The sequence below is a fragment of the Halomicrobium sp. HArcht1-1 genome, from assembly GCF_058933285.1.
The window spans coordinates 2,434,840-2,452,452 of sequence record NZ_JBZYDL010000001.1 but is presented as its reverse complement, the minus strand read 5'-3'; the positions used below and the strand labels follow the sequence as shown (position 1 = coordinate 2,452,452).

Genomic DNA, 17,613 nt, shown 5'->3' with positions numbered 1-17,613 from the left:
CGCTGAATCGATGTCGGCTCTCATCTGTCGTGGGCCGACGGTGGGTCGACGCACGCATTGTTAGTTCGACCGTATACGACCGTTCCCACGGTTCTTCGTCTGAAATCGTCACTTACTGGACCGTCGATCCGTGGCGAGTCGCTCCGGTCGGAAACCCAGAGACGTATATCCGAGGAGGCGCAATCCCGTCCCAATGAGCCTCGAAGCAGACGTACGCGACCTCTGGGAGCGCAAACAGGACGGACTGACGGCCGCCGACGCGACCGACGACCACCTGGCCGTCCTCGACGACTTTCTCGCCGCGCTCGAAGCCGGCGAGATCAGGGCCGCCGAGAAACGCAGCGGGGAGTGGGAGGCCAACGCGTGGGTCAAACAGGGGATCCTCCTGAACTTCGGCCTCCGCGAGACCGTCGCCCGCCAGTACGGCGACGTTACCTACCACGACGTGCTCCCGCTGCGCGAGACCGACGACCTGCACGAACGGGGGAGCCGCAACACGCCCGACGGGACGGTCATCCGGCGCGGTGCCTACGTCGGCGGCGACGCCATCCTCATGTCGCCCGCGTTCGTCAACATCGGCGCACACGTCGGCGACGGCACGCTCGTCGACTCCTGTGACACCGTCGGCTCTGCCGCCCAGATCGGCGACGACGTCAAACTCGGCGCGAACACGCTGATCGGCGGCGTCCTCGAACCGGTCGAGAGCACGCCGGTCGTCGTCGAGGACGGCGTCTCGCTGGGCGCGGGCTGTCGGGTCACCAGCGGCTTCGTCGTCGGGGAGAACAGCATCGTCGGGGAGAACACGCTGCTGACGCCTCGCATCCCGATCTACGACCTCGTCGAGGAGGAGATCATCTACGGCGAGTTGCCCCCCGAACGGCGCGCGTTCACCCGCTTCGTCGAGTCCAGCGTGAGCGACCACGAGCTCTTCGACGGCGGCGCGTACAAGCCCGCCGTCGTCGCGACCGACGTGGAAGCGGAGACCCTGGAGGCGACGGAACGAGAGGACGCGCTACGGGAGTGAGCGACTGGTCGCAGCGGTAAGCCGATCGCACCCGAACACTGTCTCGCCTTACTCACGGCAGCCGTCACCGACGCCGGGCACAGACGCCGTCGCTCGTCGCTCTCTGTCGTCATCTGGAGTGGCAACGCGGCCGTCCCAGATCGAACGCCCCGCGACCGAGTAACGCGGCCGTATCGAGCGCCGACTGGAAATCTCTGCGCATAACAAACCGTCCATCTCCGCAAGCGAGAGACGCCACGGCGCTGGCAGGACACACACATGACAGACAGACAACGAACCGACGACAGCACAGTATTGCCGACGATGGAAGACCTTCGACAGACGATGCGTTCGCGCCGCGACGTACTCGCGGGCACGGGCGCAGTGATCGGTGCGGGGCTGGTCGGGACGGCCGCGACGGCCCAGGAGGACGACGCGGCTGGCAACCAGCCCGCGGAGATCCCGCCCCAGTTCGACCAGCCCGACACGGACGTGGACGTGCTCAACTACGCGCTGACGCTCGAATACCTCGAGGACGCGTTCTACGACGCGGGACTCGAACAGTTCGGCGGCGACGAACTGGCGAGCGCGAGCGCGCTCGAAGTGCCGGCTGATCTGCTGGTCACCTTCTTCGAGGATATCAGCGCACAGGAACAGTCCCACACCGAGCAGCTGGCCCGCGTCATCGAGACGCTCGGAGCGACGCCCGCCGAACCCCCCGCGTTCGAGTTCGCGCTCGACTCTGCCGCCACGTTCATCGAGACCGCACAGGTGCTGGAAAACACCGGCGTCGCCGCCTACGCCGGTGTGGCACCGCGCATCGAGAGTCCGGACATCCTCTCGGCGGCGCTGTCGATCCACAGCGTCGAGGCGCGCCACGCCGCGGTGCTCAACGCACTCGTCGGCGAGTCGCCCTTCCCGAACGCCTACGATCCAGCGCTCCCCATCCCGGACGTACTGTCGGCGATCCAGCCGTTCATGGCCGAAGAGATGGAGGAACCACCGGACGAGGAGACCGACACGCCCGGCGACGAGACCGAGACGGAAGTCCCCGGCGACGAGACCGAGACGGCCCCCGCTGAGAACGAGACCGCGTCCCCGACCGACGAGGAGACCGGGTAACGACCGGTCACCTCGTCTCGGGTTGCTCTGTCGTCGGTCGACACTTCTCGCGACTCCGTCCCGGCACGGCGCTACACGACGCCGACTTCGGAGACGCCGAGCGCGAACTGTCCGAGGCCCGCGAGAATCATCACGACGGCCGCGGCCTGCTGTATCCGACCGGTGTGGGTGCCCAGACCGTGCCAGAGATCGACGCCGACGCCGGCAAGCAGCGTCACGCCGACCAGCGGGAGCGTCACGCCCAGCGCGTACACCGCGACCACGAGGACGCTGATCGCGCTCTCGAAGGCGAGTGCCTGGGTCACGACACCGACGAGCAGCGGGACAACACAGCCCGCGGCGGCGACGGCGTAGATCGCGCCGAAGAGCCCGAAGCCGAGCAGCGAGCGCGGTCGCCGCGGGAGCCCGATCCGCAATTCCGGTCCACGACCGAGCAGTGCCGTCGCGCCGAAGCCGACCAGCGCGACGCCGACCAGCGGCTCGAACACTGGCAGGGTCCGTTTGATCGGCTCCCCGACTGCGAGGACGAGCGCAGCGACGACCGAGAGCGATCCGAGTGCCCCGAGGCCGGCGACGGCGGCCGCCGCCACCGTCGGCCCGGACCCCTCGCGGCGCTGTACGTAGTACCCCACGTAGCCCGGCAACAGCGGGAACGCACAGGGAGCGAAAAACGTCGAGATTCCGGCACCCGCGGCGAACGCGAGCACACCGGCGACGGCGATGTCGCTCATCTCAGACCAGTCGATCCAGTTGCTCGCGGAGTTCGCTCTCGCCGGCGAGACCGCTCTGGCGGTAGCTGATCGTCCCGTCGGCGTCGGCGACGGCGACGTACGGGAGTCCGTCGGCACCGAACGCGGTCAAGAGATCACTACCGGGATCGATCCCGACGGTCCAGCGACCGCCGTTCCGGTCCCACCAGTCGGCGATCTCTGCACGCGTGAGCGTCTCGCTCGGGCGCTCGTTGGTCACCGAGACGAACGACACGTCCTCGTAGTCGGGCCGGATCGCCCCGAGAATCTCGATCTGTTCGTCACAGGGATCACACCAGGTGGCGAACAGATCCACGACCGTCACGGTGTCCGGCGTCGGAACCGTCGCCTCGCCCGCCTCGGAGCCCGCAGCCGAAAGCGTCTCGACGCGCCGAGGCAGCGCCGCCTCGGTGGCGACGCCCGGCATCCCGTTCTGGGCAGCCCACAGGCCGCCACCGGCGAGTCCGGTCCCGGCCAGCGCCGCGAGCAGACGGCGTCGCTTCACGCCGTTCTCACCGCCGTCAGGTCCTCGATGATCTGGTCTTCGTCGGGAGACTTGGTGCGGTTCGCGCGCTCGACGAAGCCGTCGCCGTTGACCAGCAGCGTCATCGACGCGTGTGAGAACATGTACTCGTCCATCTCTTCGGGCTCCGTCCGCTCGAAGTGGACGCCGAACGCCGCCTGTACCACCTCGGTCGCCCGCTCGCTCGACTGTGGCCGGAGGAACCGCCAGCCGTCGCCGTCGGCGGCGACGTTCATCTCCTCGGCGTAGGTCCGCAGCCGCTTGGCGGTGTCGCGGGCCGGATCGAACGTCACCGGCAGAAAGGAGACGTCACCGGCGTAGCCGTTGTTTCTGGCGTGGGCGCGAACGTTGCGCAGCGTCGAGATCAGGACGGGACAGATCGTCTGACAGTGGCTGTAGAAGAACGTGACCAGCGACGGCTCGTCGACCGTCCGAAACGAGACACGCTGGGAACTCAGTGCCGCGGGTACTGTCTCTGCCGGGACTCGCTGTCCCCACGCCGGATACGGAAGCTCGCTGCTGTCGAACTCTCGGTCTGGCTCGGGCAGGACGACGTCGGGGTGGCGGTCGTTCGTACCGATCGCACCGAGACAGCCGGCCGTGCCCGCCGCGCCGACGACGCCCAGAGTCGCCAGGAAGGTCCGTCGTCGCATGGGCTGTCGTTGCACGCGCGTCGCCATGTACGATCTGGTACACCCCTCGAATGTCGCGGTTCCGACCCTGGCAGCGGCGTCGCCTCTGGATGCGGGGCGGCCGGTCGATCGCCAGTCGACGGTGCGAAGCGGAACCCTTGTTACTGGTCCGCGCCGTGTACTCCCCAATGAGTAGCGACTCGCCTCCGGTCCGTCGACTGGCGGACTGGGACCACGACCGTCTCGCCCGGCTGGCCGAGGAACACGGGACGCCGCTGTACGTGCTGGACGTGGACCGCGTCGCGGCGAACTACCGGCGCTTCGCCGCGGCCTTCCCCGACGCGCACGTGATGTACGCCGCGAAGGCCCACACCGGCCGTGCCGTCCTCTCGGGACTCCTCGAAGCGGGCGCGGACATCGAGTGTGCCGCTGCCGGCGAACTCCAGCGGGCGATCGACGCGGGCGCAGACCCCAACACGCTGCAGTACACCGCCGTCAATCCGCCTGCGAGCGATCTCGACTACGCGGTCGAGCTCGCCGACGAGTACCCCGGACTGACGATCACCGCGGGCGCCGAGGACACGTTCGACCGCCTGGAAGACCGCGGCTACGACGGTCGCGTCGCCATCCGGATCAACCCCGGCATCGGGACGGGCCACCACGAGAAGGTCGCGACCGGCAAGGACGCGAAGTTCGGCATCCCCTACGACGACGTGCCCGAGCTGGCCGCGGCGCTGCGCGACCGGTTCGACCTCGTGGGGCTGCACGCCCACGCGGGCAGCGGCGTCCTGCGCGACGACCTCGACGACCACTGTCGGGCCATCGCGAAAGTCGCGGACCTCGCTCGCACGGTCGGGGACGACGAGCTGTCGTTCGTCGACTTCGGCGGCGGCTTCGGCGTGCCCTACCGCGAGGAGACCGAACCCCTGGACGTGGCGACCGTCGGCGAGCGGGTCCGCGAGGCGGTCGGTGACCTCTCGGCTCAGATCAAACTGGAGCCGGGCCGCTACGTCGTGGCCGACGCCGAGCTGATCCTCACGACGGTCAACACGGTCAAGGAGACGCCAGCGACGACGGTCGTCGGCGTCGACGCCTCGCTGGCGACGCTGATCCGCCCGGCGATGTTCGACTCCTATCACCCGATCCGGAACGTCTCAGCCCCCGACCGAGAGCCACACCCCGTCTCGATCGGCGGCCCGTGCTGTACGAGTGCAGACGTGTTCGCGACGGATCGTCCGATCGCCCGTCCCGAGCGGACCGATCTGCTGGCGATCGGCAACGCCGGAGCCTACGGCTACGAACTGGCCAACCAGTTCCACTCCCAGCCCCGCCCGGCCGAAGTCGCCATCGAGGACGGCGACGAGCGGGTGGTCCGCCGCCGCGAGACGATGGCAGACGTGGTTCGCGTCGAGGACGAGGCCGGAGAGTAATCGATGGCCGACGCCCCGACGTTCGACGTCGACGCCTTCCACCGCGAGGCCGTCGAGACGCCGTCTCACGACTCTGTCGACGAGATGCGCGATCTGCTCGTCGACACGCTCGCCGCCGACGGCCACGAGGCCACCGTCGACGAGGCCGGGAACGTGCTGGCCAGCCGCGAGGCGGACGACGAAGGTCCACACCTCGTCCTGAACACGCACATCGACACCGTCCCGCCACACGTCCCCTACGAGGCCGCCGACGGGTCCTCGACGGCGGGCGACGTGGTCCGGGGCCGCGGGGCCTGTGACGCCAAGGGGCCACTTGCCGCGCTGCTCGCCGCCTTCCTCCGGGCCGAGCTGTCGACCGGTCGGCTCACCCTCGCCGTCACGCCCGACGAAGAGACCCACCAGACCGGTGCAGGCCACCTCGAAGAGACGCTGTCGGCGGACGGGTACGTCGTCGGCGAGCCGACCGACCTGGACGTGTGTACCGCGGCCCGCGGCCAGTTCGAGGGCCGAGTCACGATCCACGGCGAGAGCGCCCACGCCTCCGACCCCGCAGACGGCGCGAACGCCATCCGGGCCGCCGCGCCGATCATGCAGGCCATGGAGAGCTACGACGAGCGCGAGGCGCTCTCGGCCGCCGAGTCGGACGGTGAACACACCGAGCCCCGAGACGCGGCGGCGACGCCGGCACACGAGACCCTCGGTCGTCCGACGCTCACCCCCTCGATGATCGAGGGCGGCGAGGCTCCCAACCAGGTGCCCGCCGAGTGTACGATCACCTTCGACCGCCGCAGCGTCCCCCCGGAGACCAGCGACGAGTTCCCCGAACGGCTCGAAGCACACCTCCGGCAGTGGCTCCCGGACGGCATGTCCCTCGACGTCTCCCTCGTCCGGCCCGACACGCCGTTCCCCGAGGCGTTCGAGACCGACCGGGAAGCGACGCTCGTCCAGACGCTCGCCGCGGAGAGCGACGGTGCGATCCGCCCGTTCGGTGCCGCGACGGAGGCCGCACACTTCGCGCCCGACGCACCGACGGTCGTCTTCGGGCCGGGCGTGCTGGCCGACGAGGAGGGCGCGGTCGCCCACAGCGACCGGGAGTACGTCCGCCGCAGCGAGATCCACGAGGCCGCGAGAGCAGTCGAGGCGACCGTCGAACGGCTGCTCTGACCGTCTGAATCCGCGTACGCTCGGTCCGCTATCGGGACCGTAGCGTCGCCATCGCGTCCTCGTCGCTGACCTGGTCGAAACGCTCGTAGTAGGCCCCGACTGCCCGGAAGGCCGCGGGTGTCTCGACGCAGACGACGGTGTCGGCACTCGCCGCGATGCCGTCGATCGTGTCCGCCGGACCGACGGGGACGCCGACTGCGATCGACGCGGGTTCGGCGGCACGCACCCGGGCGAGACAGGCCCGCATCGTCGCGCCCGTCGCGATCCCGTCGTCGACGACGGCGACGCGCCGATCCCGTAGCGACGGGAAGGGGCCTGTCCGGTACTGCTCGGCCTTCTCGCGTGCCTCGTCGCCGACGCGGACGCGTTCGGCGTCGACGTACTCGTCGGTCACGTCGAGTCGCGCGATCAGCTCGTCGTTGCGCCAGACGCTCCCGTCCTCGGCGACGGCGGCGAGGGCCAGCTCGGGGTTGTTCGGTGCGCCGAGCTTCCTGGCGACGATCACGTCCAGCGGCGCGTCGAAGCGGTCGGCGACGACCCAGCCCGGTGGCAGGCCACCGCGTGGAATCGCGAGGACGACCTCCGGGCTGACGCCGCGGTCGGCCATCGCCTCGGCCAGCTGTCGGCCGGCATCGGTGCGGTCGCGGAACATACGGACGACTACGGAAGCCTGCCGTTAGGGTGTGGTGCCGATCGCGACTGGCCCTCGACGACGCCCTCGACGACCGCGGCCTCGGCCTTCCGGACGAGTTCGCCCGCCGTACTGGTCGCGCAGTCGAGTCGCGCCGCCACGTCCTCGATCGTCCCCTCGCGCGGAATCTCGTAGTACCCGACCGCCACTGCCGCTTCCATCGCGGCTCGCTGTCGGTCGGTGAGCTGTGACGGGCGACTGGCGCGCTCGAACGACCGGACCCGCTCGATCGCGAGATCGCCGACCGACGCGAGTGCGTCGTGAAAGGCACTGAGGGCGCTCGTCTCGCCGACCGCCTCGAACGAGATCGTCCCGTCGTCGCGAAACACCACTGGCGGGCGGAAGATCACCGCAGCGTCGGCGATCAGATCCAGCACCACGTCTGGAAACTCGAACCCGTCCTGCTGGAGGAACACGTAGGTCCCGTCCCCGTCCCGGACGTGGCTGGTCGTCTCTACGGAGTCGATCGTCGCGACCGCGCGCTCGGCGGCCGCCGGCTCCCCGTCGAACCAGCACAGCGTCGTCGCGTCCGCCGTCGGGCTCCACAGCAACAGCTCTGCTCGCGTGAGCGGCCCGTCGCCGTCGAGGTGTCCCTGAAGTGGATGGCGGAGCCGGTCGGGGTACGTGACCGAGAACTGGATCCGTTTCATGCGGCCGTTGGCCGCCGTTCGTCCGTCCGGCATAAAGACCTCACGCGGCCGCCCGGACGACGCCCGCCGGGGTCATCGATAGCTCTCTAGCGCCGCCGGCATCGCTCGAAGGAGCGTCCGCAGGTGGTCGGCACCGTCGACCGTCTCGATCGTCGCGGTCGGGAGTCGGTCCTCGAACGCTCGCACGCTCGCTATCGGGACGTTCGTGTCCGCGGTCCCGTGCCAGAGACACACGTCGGCGGTGAGAGACTCGTAGTCGAGCGCCCACTCCGTGGCCGCGGTCCGGAGTTCCGTGACGGTGCCGCTCGTGGTGTGGGCGAGCGCTTCGAGGAAGTCGGCCTCGATGGTCGTCGCCACTTCCTCGGAGACCGGCTCGTCGGCGTCGCCCGCGGTGTACTGTGCGACGACGAACGACGGGTCGAGGCGCTCGGCGAGCCACGCCTGTCCGCGCAGGAGGCCACCGAGCAGCGTCGGCGTTCTGGTCGCCAGCCCGCCGAGGAGCCGCTGTGTCGTGGGTGTCTCGCCGGACACGTCCGGCGGTGTCGCCCCGGCGACGAGATCGACCCGCGAGACGGCGTCGGGACACCGCGTGGCCATCGCCAGTGCGTGTGGCGCGCCGCCGGAAAACGCCACCAGTCCGGCTCGCTGGACGTTCGCGTCGTCGAGGACCGCACGGAGGTACTGGTCGGCGTCGCCGATCGATCGCTCCGACCACGGCGTCGAACCGCCGTAGCCCGGCCGATCGGGCGCGAGGAGTCTGACACCGCGTTCTCGTGCGGCCGTCTCGAACAGCGAACCGAGCCGGTGGGAGCCGGGCGTCCCGTGCAAGAACAGCACAGGCGTCCCGTCGGGACGGCCGTACTCCGCGTACCTGAGCCGACGACCGCCGCTCAGCGAGATCGTCGTCGTGGGGGCGTCGTCGGGTCTCTCGTCACCTCGTGTCACAGCCGCGGATTCAGCCATTGCCGGATCGTTGGCCGCCCGTCCGACTGGCAGTTTTCCCGGATCTATGCGGTGGTTTATACGTAGGGTCGGCATCGACGACACTCACGTCGTCGGAGTCCGTGGAGCGACTGGCGTTCCGTGGCCGTCCGCGTGGTGTCACTCCCGTGGGGCTGGCTCGGCGGCCTGACCACGCTCCAGGGTGTCCTCGACTTCGAAGTAGGTCAGGACCAGCGCGAGCACGGCCAGCACGGCACCGAACGTAAACGGCGCGACGAGACCGCCGAGATTGTACAGCACGCCGGAAGCGAGTGGCCCGAGTGCGACGCCGAGTCCGAACGCCATCGTCAGCACCGACAGCGTCGTCCCCGACCCGCGGTCCCCGGCGAGGTCGCCCGCCAGTGCGAGCGACGGCGCGAACACGAGCGCGACGGCGACCCCCTGGAGCAGTCTGGCCCCGAGCATCGTCCACGGTCCCGTGACGACGCCCTGGGCGAACACGGCGGGGATCAGGACGACGAAGCCCGCGATGATGAACGGCCGACGGCCGTACACGTCCGAGGCGCGCCCGATGGGGATCTGGAAGACGACGTTGGCGATGACGACGGCGGCAAACTGCACGGAAAAGAGGAACGTCGTCTCGTCCAGTCGCGCGCGGATCGGCCCTTCGAGCGTGGCGAACAGCGCGATCGTCGTGGCCATGAAGAAGGTCCCGACGCCGAGGACGAAGACGGGATCGAGTCCGTTCCCGTCGCGGTGGCGTACCGCGATCGAGAGGTCTTTGCCCGCTCCGCCGACGACTTTCGGCGGGTCCTCGATCAGGGCCACGACGAGCACGAAACTGACGACTGCACCGAGGACGGCGACGGCGAAGGCGGCGACGAACCCGGAGAAGGTGTGGCCGGCCAGGGGGCCCAGCCAGTCCGAGAGCCCGTAGCTGACGACGGTCTCGGCCGCCAGCCCGCCCGTGATGACGACGCCGGCGACGATCGGCCCGAACCCGAAGCCAATCAGCCGGAAGGTGTTGAACACGCCGAAGTTGCCGCCCCGTTCGCGGTCGCTGGCCGCGTAGTCGTTGACCAGCGCGACCGTGGCCGGCACGGTGAAGGCTGCGCCGATTCCCTGGAGAGCACGGGCCCCGAGCACCGACCAGTAGCTCGTGACGAACGGGTAGGTCGCGCTGCCGACGGCGAAGATCGCCAGTCCCGTCAGGACGAACACGCGCCGCCGCCCGGTCCGGTCGGAGAGCCGCCCGGTGAACGGCTGGCCGAAGCTGTTCAGCAGACCGAACAGGGAGAGCACGAGCCCGATCAGGGTCTCCTCGCGCAGGACGAACCCGAGAATCTCCGTGCCGGCGATGCCCGACAGCGAGATCTGGCCGCTGGCGATGTACAGCGGCAGGACGATGATCAGAAAGGAGTTGCCCAGCGCGTCGGCCATCCGCGCGAACGCGAGCGTCAGGACGCGACCGTCCGTGTCCAGTACCATCTACCACCCAGTCGGTCCCGAACCTCGTGAGGATTGTGCTCGACTGTCAGGCGGTCGCGGCGATCACGCGGTCGACGGCGCGGGCCAGTTCGCCCTCACTGGCCCAGGTGAACAGTCGGCCCTCGTCGTCGAGGTGGGCGAACAGCGTCAGCATCATCGCGTCGAAGCGCTCGTAGTCGAGGTCGCCAAACGCCGGGTCGGCGGCCGATCGTTCGTCGTCGGCCGGCGGATCGAGCGACGCCCCGTCGTAGTCCCGCTTGAGGACGTACAGCCGCTCGTGATCCACCTCGCCCAGTTCCAGTTCGTGCCCACCGTCGTTGTCTTCGGCGACGAGGACGATGTGGTCTGCCCGCCGGGCGAACACCCGGAACTTCACGTAGAAGTTCCGCCAGACGTCCACGTCGGGGTCGACGTCCTCCAGCGTGAACGCGACCCGGTCTGCAGCCCGATCTGTCAGGGCGTCCCGGACGGATTCGACGCGCTCCTTCTCGTACTCGTCGTAGTTACCCAGCACGAAGTAGGTCCTCTCGGCGTCGGCGAACCGGTCGAGGTCGCCGTACACCACGTCCCGCATCGCCGCGATCTGTCCGGGCGGAAGTGTCCCGAGGAAGGACAGCGTGTCGTCGAGGACCTCCTGCCCGTCGAAGCTCGGCCCACTCATAGTTCCGCGGTCGTGGGGGCGGTATATAATCGTGGCTGGTCCGGTCGTCGACGGTCGTGGTCATCATAGTGATAACCCGATTAGCAAAGTGGAGACTAAAACGGTTTAGTACCGACCCGAACGCTTATCGGCTAGAAGCGGCATCGACTAGACATGGCCACGCAAGACCGCGGCGAGCGACCGAACGGCTTCAGCGAGAGACTGGAGCGGCGGCGCTTCGTCCTGGACGAGACGCGGCTGACGATCCTCCACCAGATTCTCGCCCAGCCAGACGGCGTCCTCTCTGTCGAGGAACTCGTCTACCGGAATCCCGAGACAAGCGAAGAGAATCTCCGCTATCACCTCCGGCAACTGGTCGACCGGAACGTCGTCGAGAAGATCCCGGTCCCGCGCTCCCAGAGTATCGACGATCCGCCGACGACGTTCTACGCCGTCACCGGTGACGGGATCGCTCTCCTGAAAGCGGTCAGCATGTACGAGGAGGCCGCGGTCTGGCGCAGCGTCTACGAGCAGATGGAGCGGACCGACCGGATCGAAGCCATCGAGAATCTGGAGAGCCGCCCCGACGTGGACTACGAGAGCCGCGGCGCGACGGCCGAGGACTGATCACACGACCGCCCAGCGCCAGTCGACGCCAGCGCCCAGCGTCTTGGGCGCTGTGCGTGTGCGGTGATCGGAGAACCGCGCTCGTGCCCTACACGCCGTCGGCCAGTTCGTCGGCGACGCCGGTGTAGCCCGTGGGGGTCACGGCGAGCAGTTCCTCGCGGACGGACTCGCTCACGTCGAGGTCCTCGATCATCTCCTGGAAGTCCTCGATGGTGACGGACTTGCCCCGCGTGGCCTTCTTGACCTGCTCGTAGGCGTCGTCGTGGCCCTCGCGTCGGAGAATGGTCTGGACGGCTTCGCCGATGATCTCGGGGGTGTCGTCGAGTTCCTCGCGCATGACCTGCTCGTTGGGGACGACCTTGTCCAGGCCGTTCTGGCACTTCTGGTAGGCGATCAGACAGTAGGCAAAGGCCGATCCGATGTTGCGCTTGACCGTCGAGTCCGAGAGGTCCCGCTGGAGGCGCGAGGTGGTGACGTAGTCGCCGAGAAAGACCAGGTCCGAGTTCGCTTTCGTGAGGTTGCCCTCGCTGTTCTCGAAGTCGATCGGATTCACCTTGTGGGGCATCGTCGAGGAACCGGTCTCGCCCTCGACGGCCTCCTGCCCGAGGTAGCGATCGGAGACGTAGAGCCACATATCGAGGTCGAGGTCTCGGAGGACGTTGTTGGCTCCCCGGACGGCGTCGAAGACGGCTTCGAGGTCGTCACAGGGGTTGACCTGCGTCGTCAGCGGTTCGTGTGCCAGCCCGAGGTCCGTGACGAACGCCTCTGAGACGGCGGGCCAGTCGACGTCCGGATACGCGGCGTGGTGAGCGGCGTAGGTGCCGGACGCGCCGGCCAGCTTGCCCGAGAGGTCGTCGGCCGCGGCTTCGATCCGGGCGATGGCTCTCCCCAGCCGCGAGGCGTAGACCGCCATCTCCTTGCCGAAGGTCGTCGGCGTCGCGGGCTGGCCGTGGGTGCGGGCCAGCATCGGGAGGTCGCCGTAGTCGTGAGCGAACGCGACCAGGCGGTCCCGGACGGCGCGCAGTTCCGGGACGAGCACGTCCTCGACGGCCGGACCGACCAGCAGTCGGTGAGCGAGGTTGTTCACGTCCTCGCTGGTGAGCCCGAAGTGGATCCAGTTGGCCGCGTCCAGTCCGTCGGGGAGGTGGAGGCGAACGAAGTACTCGACGGCCTTCACGTCGTGGTTGGTCGCGGCGTACTCGCCGTACCCCTCCGTTTCGAGTTGCTTGACGACGGCCGCGTCTTCCTCGTCGAACGCCTCGTAGCAGTTCCGCAGGTGGTCGCGCTGGGCTGGGTCGATCGTCAGCGGCGTCGCGTCGAGATCGGCCAGCGCGAGCAAGTACTCGACTTCGACCCGGACGCGAGCACGCATCAGTGCGCGCTCGCTGGCGTAAGGCACGAGCGGTTCCGTGTAACGAGCGTAGCGGCCGTCGAGCGGCGAGACGGCGTCGAGCGGACCCCGGTCAGTCATACTGAGGGATCTGCGAGGCCGGCGAAAAAGCGTGTCGATCAGGGTTCGACGGGATCGTCGCCCGTCTCGGTCGCCGCGTCCGTCGCCTCGTTCGCTCGGGCGTAGTACGACCGATAGCGCGACAGCTTCCGGTACAGCGCGTAGCCGACGATCCCATCGAAGATGGCGACGAAGGCAAGCAGCGTCAGGACGTTCCAGACCCGCAGCACCGACGGGAGGACCGACACGAGCGTGTTGTACGCCCCGTGGATCAGCGCCGCCACGACGATCCCCTTGACCACGATCGGGCCGCGGTCGTCGGGGTTGAACTTCGCCAGCCCGAGGTAGTAGCCCGCGAACGCGGAGTACAGCACGTGGCCCGGCCCCACGAGCGATCGGCTCAGCGAGGTGCCGATCGCCTGCTGGAGCTGTGCCATCTCACCGAGGCTGGCGGCCTGTAGGTAGCCCTGTGCGATGTAGAGCGCGTTCTCGATCGTCGCGAACCCCAGCCCGGCGACGGCACCGTACACCGCCCCGTCGACGACGGCGTCGAAGCTCTCGGTCTCGTAGGCGTAGGTCCGGATCGCGAGCCACTTGACGGTCTCCTCGATGGGGCCGACCACGAGGAAGAAAAAGAGCGCCGTCCCGACGACCGGTATCAGTTCGAAGACGCCGCTCAACAGCGTGTTGACCAGTGCTGCGATCGCCGCGAAGACGACCGCGAGGACGAACGTGATCGCCAGCGTGTCGATCGGTTCCCGCCTGGTCGGGTCGCCGTACCAGACGTACGCGACGAGCGCGACCGCCGGGACGGCAGACAGCAGCGCCAGGACGCCGAGGTTCGGTTCGCGCACGACGAGCAGGCCGGCGAACCCGAGCTGGACGACGAACAGGAAAAGCGCGACGACCAGCAGGGCCCAGCGACGACTCGTGTGCAAGAGGCCGTACAGCGCCACCGAGAATCGATCTAACAGCGACCGTGCGTCCCACTCGGCGACGTCGTAGAGGTCTTCGCCGGGGAGTCCATCCTGTACGGGATCGCGGTCTGGCATGGCTCGGCTATCACCAGCCTCCGTGGAGTGTCTTTCGCCGGACGGGATCACCGGCTGATCGCGCTGGGTTCCAGGTGGCCCGAGGGTTGCTCTGGGTACCGGAAGAGGTAGCCCCCGAGCGCGAGCCACGCCAGGCCGAGCGGCGGTGCGAGCCACGCACGCAGCCCGTCCCCGTTCCCGAACCCGAGAAACAGTACGGTCCCGACGAACAGGGCGACGCCGAGCCAGGGCGGGACCCGGCGAGCCCGGACGACACCGGCGGCCAGCAGGACGGTCCCACCGGCCAGTCCGAGGACGCCCAGCGCGACGACGCCCTCGGCGAACCATCCGGCCCCGCCCAGCAGGACCCTCGACCACTGCCCGGCGGCGAAGGCCAGACCGCCCAGCAGCGCGACCCCGCTCCCCTCGCCGCCGGGGAACTGGTAGATCCAGGGGAGCCGGAGGACGACGCCGAGCAGTCCGACTGCCAGGACGAACCCGGACGTACCGACGAGGAGTCGGACGGATCCGTCGGCGGATCCGGTGACGATCGTCGCCAGGCTCCAGCCGATCCAGCAGAGGCCGCCGACGACGAGCGCCAGCTGTGCCCACGGGCGCTCAGCTTCGGTCATACCTCGTCGCTGGGCGGCGGCCCCTGAAAGCGTTACTGTCGAGCCGAACCGTGTCGATTGTGTCATTCCGACACCGCAATTACTTTGCGCGCCCGCCGCGCCCTCTCGACCATGAAAATCGCCGGTCTGGCCAGCAACCGTGGCCGAAACCTGATGAACATCGCCGACCGCGCGCCCGGCGGGGCCGAGATCGCGGTCGTGCTCACGAACGACGCCGACGCGCCCGTTCTGGAGGCCGCCGCCGAGCGCGACATCCCCACCGAGGTCGTCGAGCGCCCCGACGACCAGGAGCGGGCGGCACACGAACTGCGCGTCCTGGACGCCATCGAGGCGTACGACTTCGATCTGGTCTGTCTGGACGGCTACATGCGCGTGCTCACCGAGACGTTCCTCGACGAGGTGCCGACGACGCTGAACGTCCACCCGTCGCTGCTGCCGGCGTTCCCGGGAATGGACGCCCACGAGCAGGTGCTCGACGCCGGCGTCAAGACCACCGGCTGTACCGTCCACGTGGTCGACGAGAGCGTCGACGACGGTCCCATCGTCACCCAAGAGCCCGTCCCGGTCTACGAGGACGACGACCTGGCGGCGCTCAAAGAGCGCGTCCTCTACGAGGCCGAGTTCACCGCCTACCCGCGTGCGGTCGAGTGGTTCGCCGAGGATCGCGTCACCGTCGACTGGGAGTCAGAGACCGTCGAGATCGACGGCGACGACGGCGGCGCGTTCCCGAGCCGTCGCCTCGCTAGCAACGACCGCGCCGCGGACCTGCGCTACGGAGAGAACCCCCATCAGGACGCCGCGGTCTACGCCGACCGCACCACCGACGAGGCCAGCGTCGTCCACGCCGACCAGCTCAACGAGGGCGCGAAGGGACTCTCCTACAACAACTACAACGACGCCGACGGCGCGCTGAACCTCATCAAGGAGTTCGAGGAGCCGGCGGCGGCGGTCATCAAACACACCAATCCCGCGGGCTGTGCGACCGCCGACTCCGTCGCCGAGGCCTACGAGCGCGCCCTCTCGACGGATCCGATGAGCGCCTTCGGCGGCATCGTCGCACTGAACCGCGAGTGTGACGCGGCCACGGCCGAGCAGATTGTCGACTCGTTCAAGGAGGTCGTCGTCGCGCCGGGCTACACCGACGACGCCCTGGACGTGCTCTTCGAGAAGGAGAACCTGCGTGTCTTGGATGTCAACGACAACTACGACGTGACCGAGGAACTCACCGAGAAGCCCCTCGTCGGCGGGCGACTCGTGCAGGAACGTGACCAGCAGCACCTCACCGCCGACGACCTCGAAGTGGTCACCGACCGCGAGCCGACCGACGAACAGATCGAGTCAATGCTGTTCGCGTGGCACACGCTCAAGCACGTCAAGTCCAACGGCATCCTCTTCGCCAAGGGGACCGAGACGGTCGGGATCGGCATGGGTCAGGTCTCTCGGGTCGACGCCGTCCGACTCGCCGCGATGAAAGCCGACGAGCACGCCGAAGGCAAGGACGCCGAGGGTGCCGTGATGGCAAGCGACGCCTTCTTCCCGTTCCCGGACGGTCTCGAAGCGGCTGCCGAGGCGGGCATCGAGGCGGTCATCCAGCCGGGCGGCTCGAAGAACGACGACATGGTCATCGAGGCCGCCAACGAGCACGACGTGGCGATGGTCTTCACCGGCCAGCGGTCGTTCCGACACGACTGATACTGCCGGCTGTCACTTCGTGAGGATCTTCGCCACCCCGGGGTGGCGAAATCGCTCACAGATTTACAGCCGGTAGTATGAGACGGACGGGTGTCGCGATGGCCCGGTGAGCGTCTCGCCCGTTGTTCGCGCGATCCGGTCACGGTCCTCCGCACGGACCGTCTGCCACTACTCGTCGGTCCGGTCCAGTTCGTGAAAGACCAGAATCGCGCTCCCGTCGTCGAGCGTCGACAGCGTCGTCCGTGAACTGCTGGGGTCATCTGCGTCGGTAGCGAGCGTCGTCTGTCCGGTCCAGCTCCAGCCGTCGGCGGCGACGGGGAACGCCTCGGTCCGGAGTCGCCGGACGGACGCCGCCTTCAGTAGCTCGGTCCACTCTCGCCCTCGCAACTCGGCTGGCGACGCGGACAGCTCCGTCGCGAGCCGGTTGTTGGCGAAGGTCACTGTCCCGTCTGGCGTGACGATCAGCGTGGCCTCGCGACTCGCTTCGAGAGCCTCGTGACAGCGCCGTGCGCTCGTCGTCAGACGGTGTCGCCCGACGAGTCGGCCGATGCGATACGCAAGGAGTGCCATGTGGGAGTCCCCAGACGCTTTTTCGAGGTAATCTGTCGGGCCGTCCCACAGGGTGTCCCGATCGATCTCTTCGAAGGGGACGGCCGAGTGAAGCAAGAACGGGACGCTCGGAGCGACTTCGCGGACCGCTCTCAGCAGTTCGAGTCCGTCAGAGCCGTCGAATCGGTAGGCGCTGACCAGACAGTCGACGCCGTCGAGCCGGTCGGGCACTGCCGACGGATCGGTCTCGACGCGGACCTGCAGGTCGTCGCGGTCCTCGAAGGCCCGTTCGATCGCCGACAGGTACTCGCGGTCGGCGTCGACACAGAGGACCGTCGCCGGTCGCGCGCTCGTGGGGCGAACTGGCGTCGTCTCGATGGTCGTGTCCATTGGCGGATCGTTCGATCGGGACTGGGTGGGCCGACACGGCGGTGGGGCGTTCACTGCTCGATTTCGACGGTCAGGTCCGACTGGATCCAGGCGTGCGTGCGCTCGGGATCCGCGATCATCGCGACGCTCTCGCCGCGGATGACGTACTCCTCGTAGGTTTCGCGGATCTGGTCGTCGTCGGCCCGAGTGGATTCGTTCGTCGACATCC

At 68.6% G+C, this 17,613-nt stretch carries 19 protein-coding genes; 6 read left to right on the top strand and 13 right to left on the bottom strand.

The features are described 5' to 3' along the window. The first annotated feature begins 193 nt into the window (after positions 1–193). Together AC5FRZ_RS12865 and AC5FRZ_RS12860 are read left to right on the top strand one after the other, a co-directional pair. Positions 194–1,024 carry a 2,3,4,5-tetrahydropyridine-2,6-dicarboxylate N-succinyltransferase gene (locus AC5FRZ_RS12865; protein WP_493564777.1) on the top strand — a complete coding sequence of 277 codons (831 nt, stop codon included), beginning with the start codon at positions 194–196 and terminating at the stop codon, positions 1,022–1,024. Positions 1,025–1,282: 258 nt separating this feature from the next. Then, positions 1,283–2,125 (top strand): ferritin-like domain-containing protein, encoded by an 843-nt coding sequence (locus AC5FRZ_RS12860; RefSeq protein WP_493564776.1) that lies wholly within the window; start codon positions 1,283–1,285, stop codon positions 2,123–2,125. Positions 2,126–2,196: 71 nt separating this feature from the next. Here AC5FRZ_RS12860 and AC5FRZ_RS12855 read toward each other — a convergent pair whose 3' ends face one another. From AC5FRZ_RS12855 to AC5FRZ_RS12845, 3 genes are read right to left on the bottom strand one after another with little or no spacing between them, the layout of a single operon-like run. Then, on the bottom strand, positions 2,197–2,856 hold the full coding sequence (locus AC5FRZ_RS12855; protein WP_493564775.1) for a cytochrome c biogenesis CcdA family protein: 660 nt from the start codon (positions 2,854–2,856) through the stop codon (positions 2,197–2,199). Position 2,857: 1 nt separating this feature from the next. After that, entirely contained in the window at positions 2,858–3,379 is a 522-nt protein-coding gene (locus AC5FRZ_RS12850) for a TlpA family protein disulfide reductase (RefSeq protein ID WP_493564774.1), read from the bottom strand. Continuing rightward, complete coding sequence (locus AC5FRZ_RS12845) at positions 3,376–4,050, bottom strand: SCO family protein (protein WP_493564773.1); 675 nt, start codon at positions 4,048–4,050, stop codon at positions 3,376–3,378. Before AC5FRZ_RS12845 ends, AC5FRZ_RS12850 begins: the two co-directional genes overlap by 4 nt. Positions 4,051–4,217: 167 nt before the next feature. On the opposite strand from AC5FRZ_RS12845, the gene lysA reads away from it, so the two are divergent. Further along, a complete protein-coding gene (gene lysA, locus AC5FRZ_RS12840; RefSeq protein WP_493564772.1) occupies positions 4,218–5,459 on the top strand; it encodes a diaminopimelate decarboxylase in 1,242 nt (413 codons plus the stop codon). 3 nt (positions 5,460–5,462) lie between these two features. Beyond that, positions 5,463–6,623 (top strand): M20 family metallopeptidase, encoded by a 1,161-nt coding sequence (locus AC5FRZ_RS12835; protein ID WP_493564771.1) that lies wholly within the window; start codon positions 5,463–5,465, stop codon positions 6,621–6,623. A gap of 28 nt (positions 6,624–6,651) precedes the next feature. On the opposite strand, the gene AC5FRZ_RS12830 is transcribed toward AC5FRZ_RS12835, so the two are convergent. From AC5FRZ_RS12830 to AC5FRZ_RS12810, 5 genes are all read right to left on the bottom strand, one after another. Continuing rightward, complete coding sequence (locus tag AC5FRZ_RS12830; RefSeq protein WP_493564770.1) at positions 6,652–7,275, bottom strand: phosphoribosyltransferase; 624 nt, start codon at positions 7,273–7,275, stop codon at positions 6,652–6,654. Between the two features lie 8 nt (positions 7,276–7,283). Next, on the bottom strand, positions 7,284–7,997 hold the full coding sequence (locus tag AC5FRZ_RS12825; RefSeq protein WP_493564769.1) for a helix-turn-helix domain-containing protein: 714 nt from the start codon (positions 7,995–7,997) through the stop codon (positions 7,284–7,286). 39 nt (positions 7,998–8,036) lie between these two features. Further along, entirely contained in the window at positions 8,037–8,927 is an 891-nt protein-coding gene (locus AC5FRZ_RS12820) for an alpha/beta fold hydrolase (RefSeq protein WP_493564768.1), read from the bottom strand. A gap of 138 nt (positions 8,928–9,065) precedes the next feature. Then, the gene (locus AC5FRZ_RS12815) at positions 9,066–10,394 is read right to left on the bottom strand and encodes an MFS transporter (protein ID WP_493564767.1); all 1,329 of its coding nucleotides are present in this window, start codon (positions 10,392–10,394) and stop codon (positions 9,066–9,068) included. 46 nt (positions 10,395–10,440) lie between these two features. Continuing rightward, positions 10,441–11,055, bottom strand: coding sequence for a DUF8170 family protein (locus AC5FRZ_RS12810; RefSeq protein ID WP_493564766.1), 615 nt, complete (start codon positions 11,053–11,055; stop codon positions 10,441–10,443). 153 nt (positions 11,056–11,208) lie between these two features. Here AC5FRZ_RS12810 and AC5FRZ_RS12805 point away from each other — a divergent pair, with 153 nt between their 5' ends. Next, positions 11,209–11,661 carry a winged helix-turn-helix domain-containing protein gene (locus AC5FRZ_RS12805; RefSeq protein ID WP_493564765.1) on the top strand — a complete coding sequence of 151 codons (453 nt, stop codon included), beginning with the start codon at positions 11,209–11,211 and terminating at the stop codon, positions 11,659–11,661. An 88-nt stretch (positions 11,662–11,749) separates the two neighbouring features. On the opposite strand, the gene purB is transcribed toward AC5FRZ_RS12805, so the two are convergent. Genes purB through AC5FRZ_RS12790 form a run of 3 tightly spaced genes read right to left on the bottom strand, consistent with a single transcriptional unit; the run spans position 11,750 to position 14,774 of the window. Continuing rightward, positions 11,750–13,132 (bottom strand): adenylosuccinate lyase, encoded by a 1,383-nt coding sequence (purB, locus tag AC5FRZ_RS12800; protein ID WP_493564764.1) that lies wholly within the window; start codon positions 13,130–13,132, stop codon positions 11,750–11,752. 38 nt (positions 13,133–13,170) lie between these two features. Then, complete coding sequence (locus AC5FRZ_RS12795; protein ID WP_372480427.1) at positions 13,171–14,163, bottom strand: PrsW family intramembrane metalloprotease; 993 nt, start codon at positions 14,161–14,163, stop codon at positions 13,171–13,173. A 47-nt stretch (positions 14,164–14,210) separates the two neighbouring features. Further along, entirely contained in the window at positions 14,211–14,774 is a 564-nt protein-coding gene (locus AC5FRZ_RS12790; RefSeq protein ID WP_170095135.1) for a hypothetical protein, read from the bottom strand. 111 nt (positions 14,775–14,885) lie between these two features. Here AC5FRZ_RS12790 and purH point away from each other — a divergent pair, with 111 nt between their 5' ends. Continuing rightward, positions 14,886–16,466, top strand: coding sequence for a bifunctional phosphoribosylaminoimidazolecarboxamide formyltransferase/IMP cyclohydrolase (gene purH, locus AC5FRZ_RS12785; RefSeq protein ID WP_170095134.1), 1,581 nt, complete (start codon positions 14,886–14,888; stop codon positions 16,464–16,466). Between the two features lie 168 nt (positions 16,467–16,634). On the opposite strand, the gene AC5FRZ_RS12780 is transcribed toward purH, so the two are convergent. After that, positions 16,635–17,405 (bottom strand): PAS domain-containing protein, encoded by a 771-nt coding sequence (locus AC5FRZ_RS12780; RefSeq protein ID WP_493564763.1) that lies wholly within the window; start codon positions 17,403–17,405, stop codon positions 16,635–16,637. Between the two features lie 50 nt (positions 17,406–17,455). Continuing rightward, positions 17,456–17,611, bottom strand: coding sequence for a hypothetical protein (locus AC5FRZ_RS12775; protein ID WP_170095132.1), 156 nt, complete (start codon positions 17,609–17,611; stop codon positions 17,456–17,458). Between the last annotated feature and the right edge of the window lie 2 nt (positions 17,612–17,613).

Coding starts and splice junctions, on each gene's coding strand:
- AC5FRZ_RS12820 (WP_493564768.1), bottom strand. CDS start 8,927: ATGGCTGAATCCGCGGCTGTGACACGAGGTGACGAGAGACCCGACGAC.
- AC5FRZ_RS12805 (WP_493564765.1), top strand. CDS start 11,209: ATGGCCACGCAAGACCGCGGCGAGCGACCGAACGGCTTCAGCGAGAGA.
- AC5FRZ_RS12795 (WP_372480427.1), bottom strand. CDS start 14,163: ATGCCAGACCGCGATCCCGTACAGGATGGACTCCCCGGCGAAGACCTC.
- AC5FRZ_RS12775 (WP_170095132.1), bottom strand. CDS start 17,611: ATGTCGACGAACGAATCCACTCGGGCCGACGACGACCAGATCCGCGAA.
- AC5FRZ_RS12790 (WP_170095135.1), bottom strand. CDS start 14,774: ATGACCGAAGCTGAGCGCCCGTGGGCACAGCTGGCGCTCGTCGTCGGC.
- AC5FRZ_RS12815 (WP_493564767.1), bottom strand. CDS start 10,394: ATGGTACTGGACACGGACGGTCGCGTCCTGACGCTCGCGTTCGCGCGG.
- AC5FRZ_RS12780 (WP_493564763.1), bottom strand. CDS start 17,405: ATGGACACGACCATCGAGACGACGCCAGTTCGCCCCACGAGCGCGCGA.
- AC5FRZ_RS12845 (WP_493564773.1), bottom strand. CDS start 4,050: ATGCGACGACGGACCTTCCTGGCGACTCTGGGCGTCGTCGGCGCGGCG.
- lysA (WP_493564772.1), top strand. CDS start 4,218: ATGAGTAGCGACTCGCCTCCGGTCCGTCGACTGGCGGACTGGGACCAC.
- AC5FRZ_RS12865 (WP_493564777.1), top strand. CDS start 194: ATGAGCCTCGAAGCAGACGTACGCGACCTCTGGGAGCGCAAACAGGAC.
- purH (WP_170095134.1), top strand. CDS start 14,886: ATGAAAATCGCCGGTCTGGCCAGCAACCGTGGCCGAAACCTGATGAAC.
- AC5FRZ_RS12855 (WP_493564775.1), bottom strand. CDS start 2,856: ATGAGCGACATCGCCGTCGCCGGTGTGCTCGCGTTCGCCGCGGGTGCC.
- AC5FRZ_RS12810 (WP_493564766.1), bottom strand. CDS start 11,055: ATGAGTGGGCCGAGCTTCGACGGGCAGGAGGTCCTCGACGACACGCTG.
- AC5FRZ_RS12830 (WP_493564770.1), bottom strand. CDS start 7,275: ATGTTCCGCGACCGCACCGATGCCGGCCGACAGCTGGCCGAGGCGATG.
- purB (WP_493564764.1), bottom strand. CDS start 13,132: ATGACTGACCGGGGTCCGCTCGACGCCGTCTCGCCGCTCGACGGCCGC.
- AC5FRZ_RS12860 (WP_493564776.1), top strand. CDS start 1,283: ATGACAGACAGACAACGAACCGACGACAGCACAGTATTGCCGACGATG.
- AC5FRZ_RS12825 (WP_493564769.1), bottom strand. CDS start 7,997: ATGCCGGACGGACGAACGGCGGCCAACGGCCGCATGAAACGGATCCAG.
- AC5FRZ_RS12835 (WP_493564771.1), top strand. CDS start 5,463: ATGGCCGACGCCCCGACGTTCGACGTCGACGCCTTCCACCGCGAGGCC.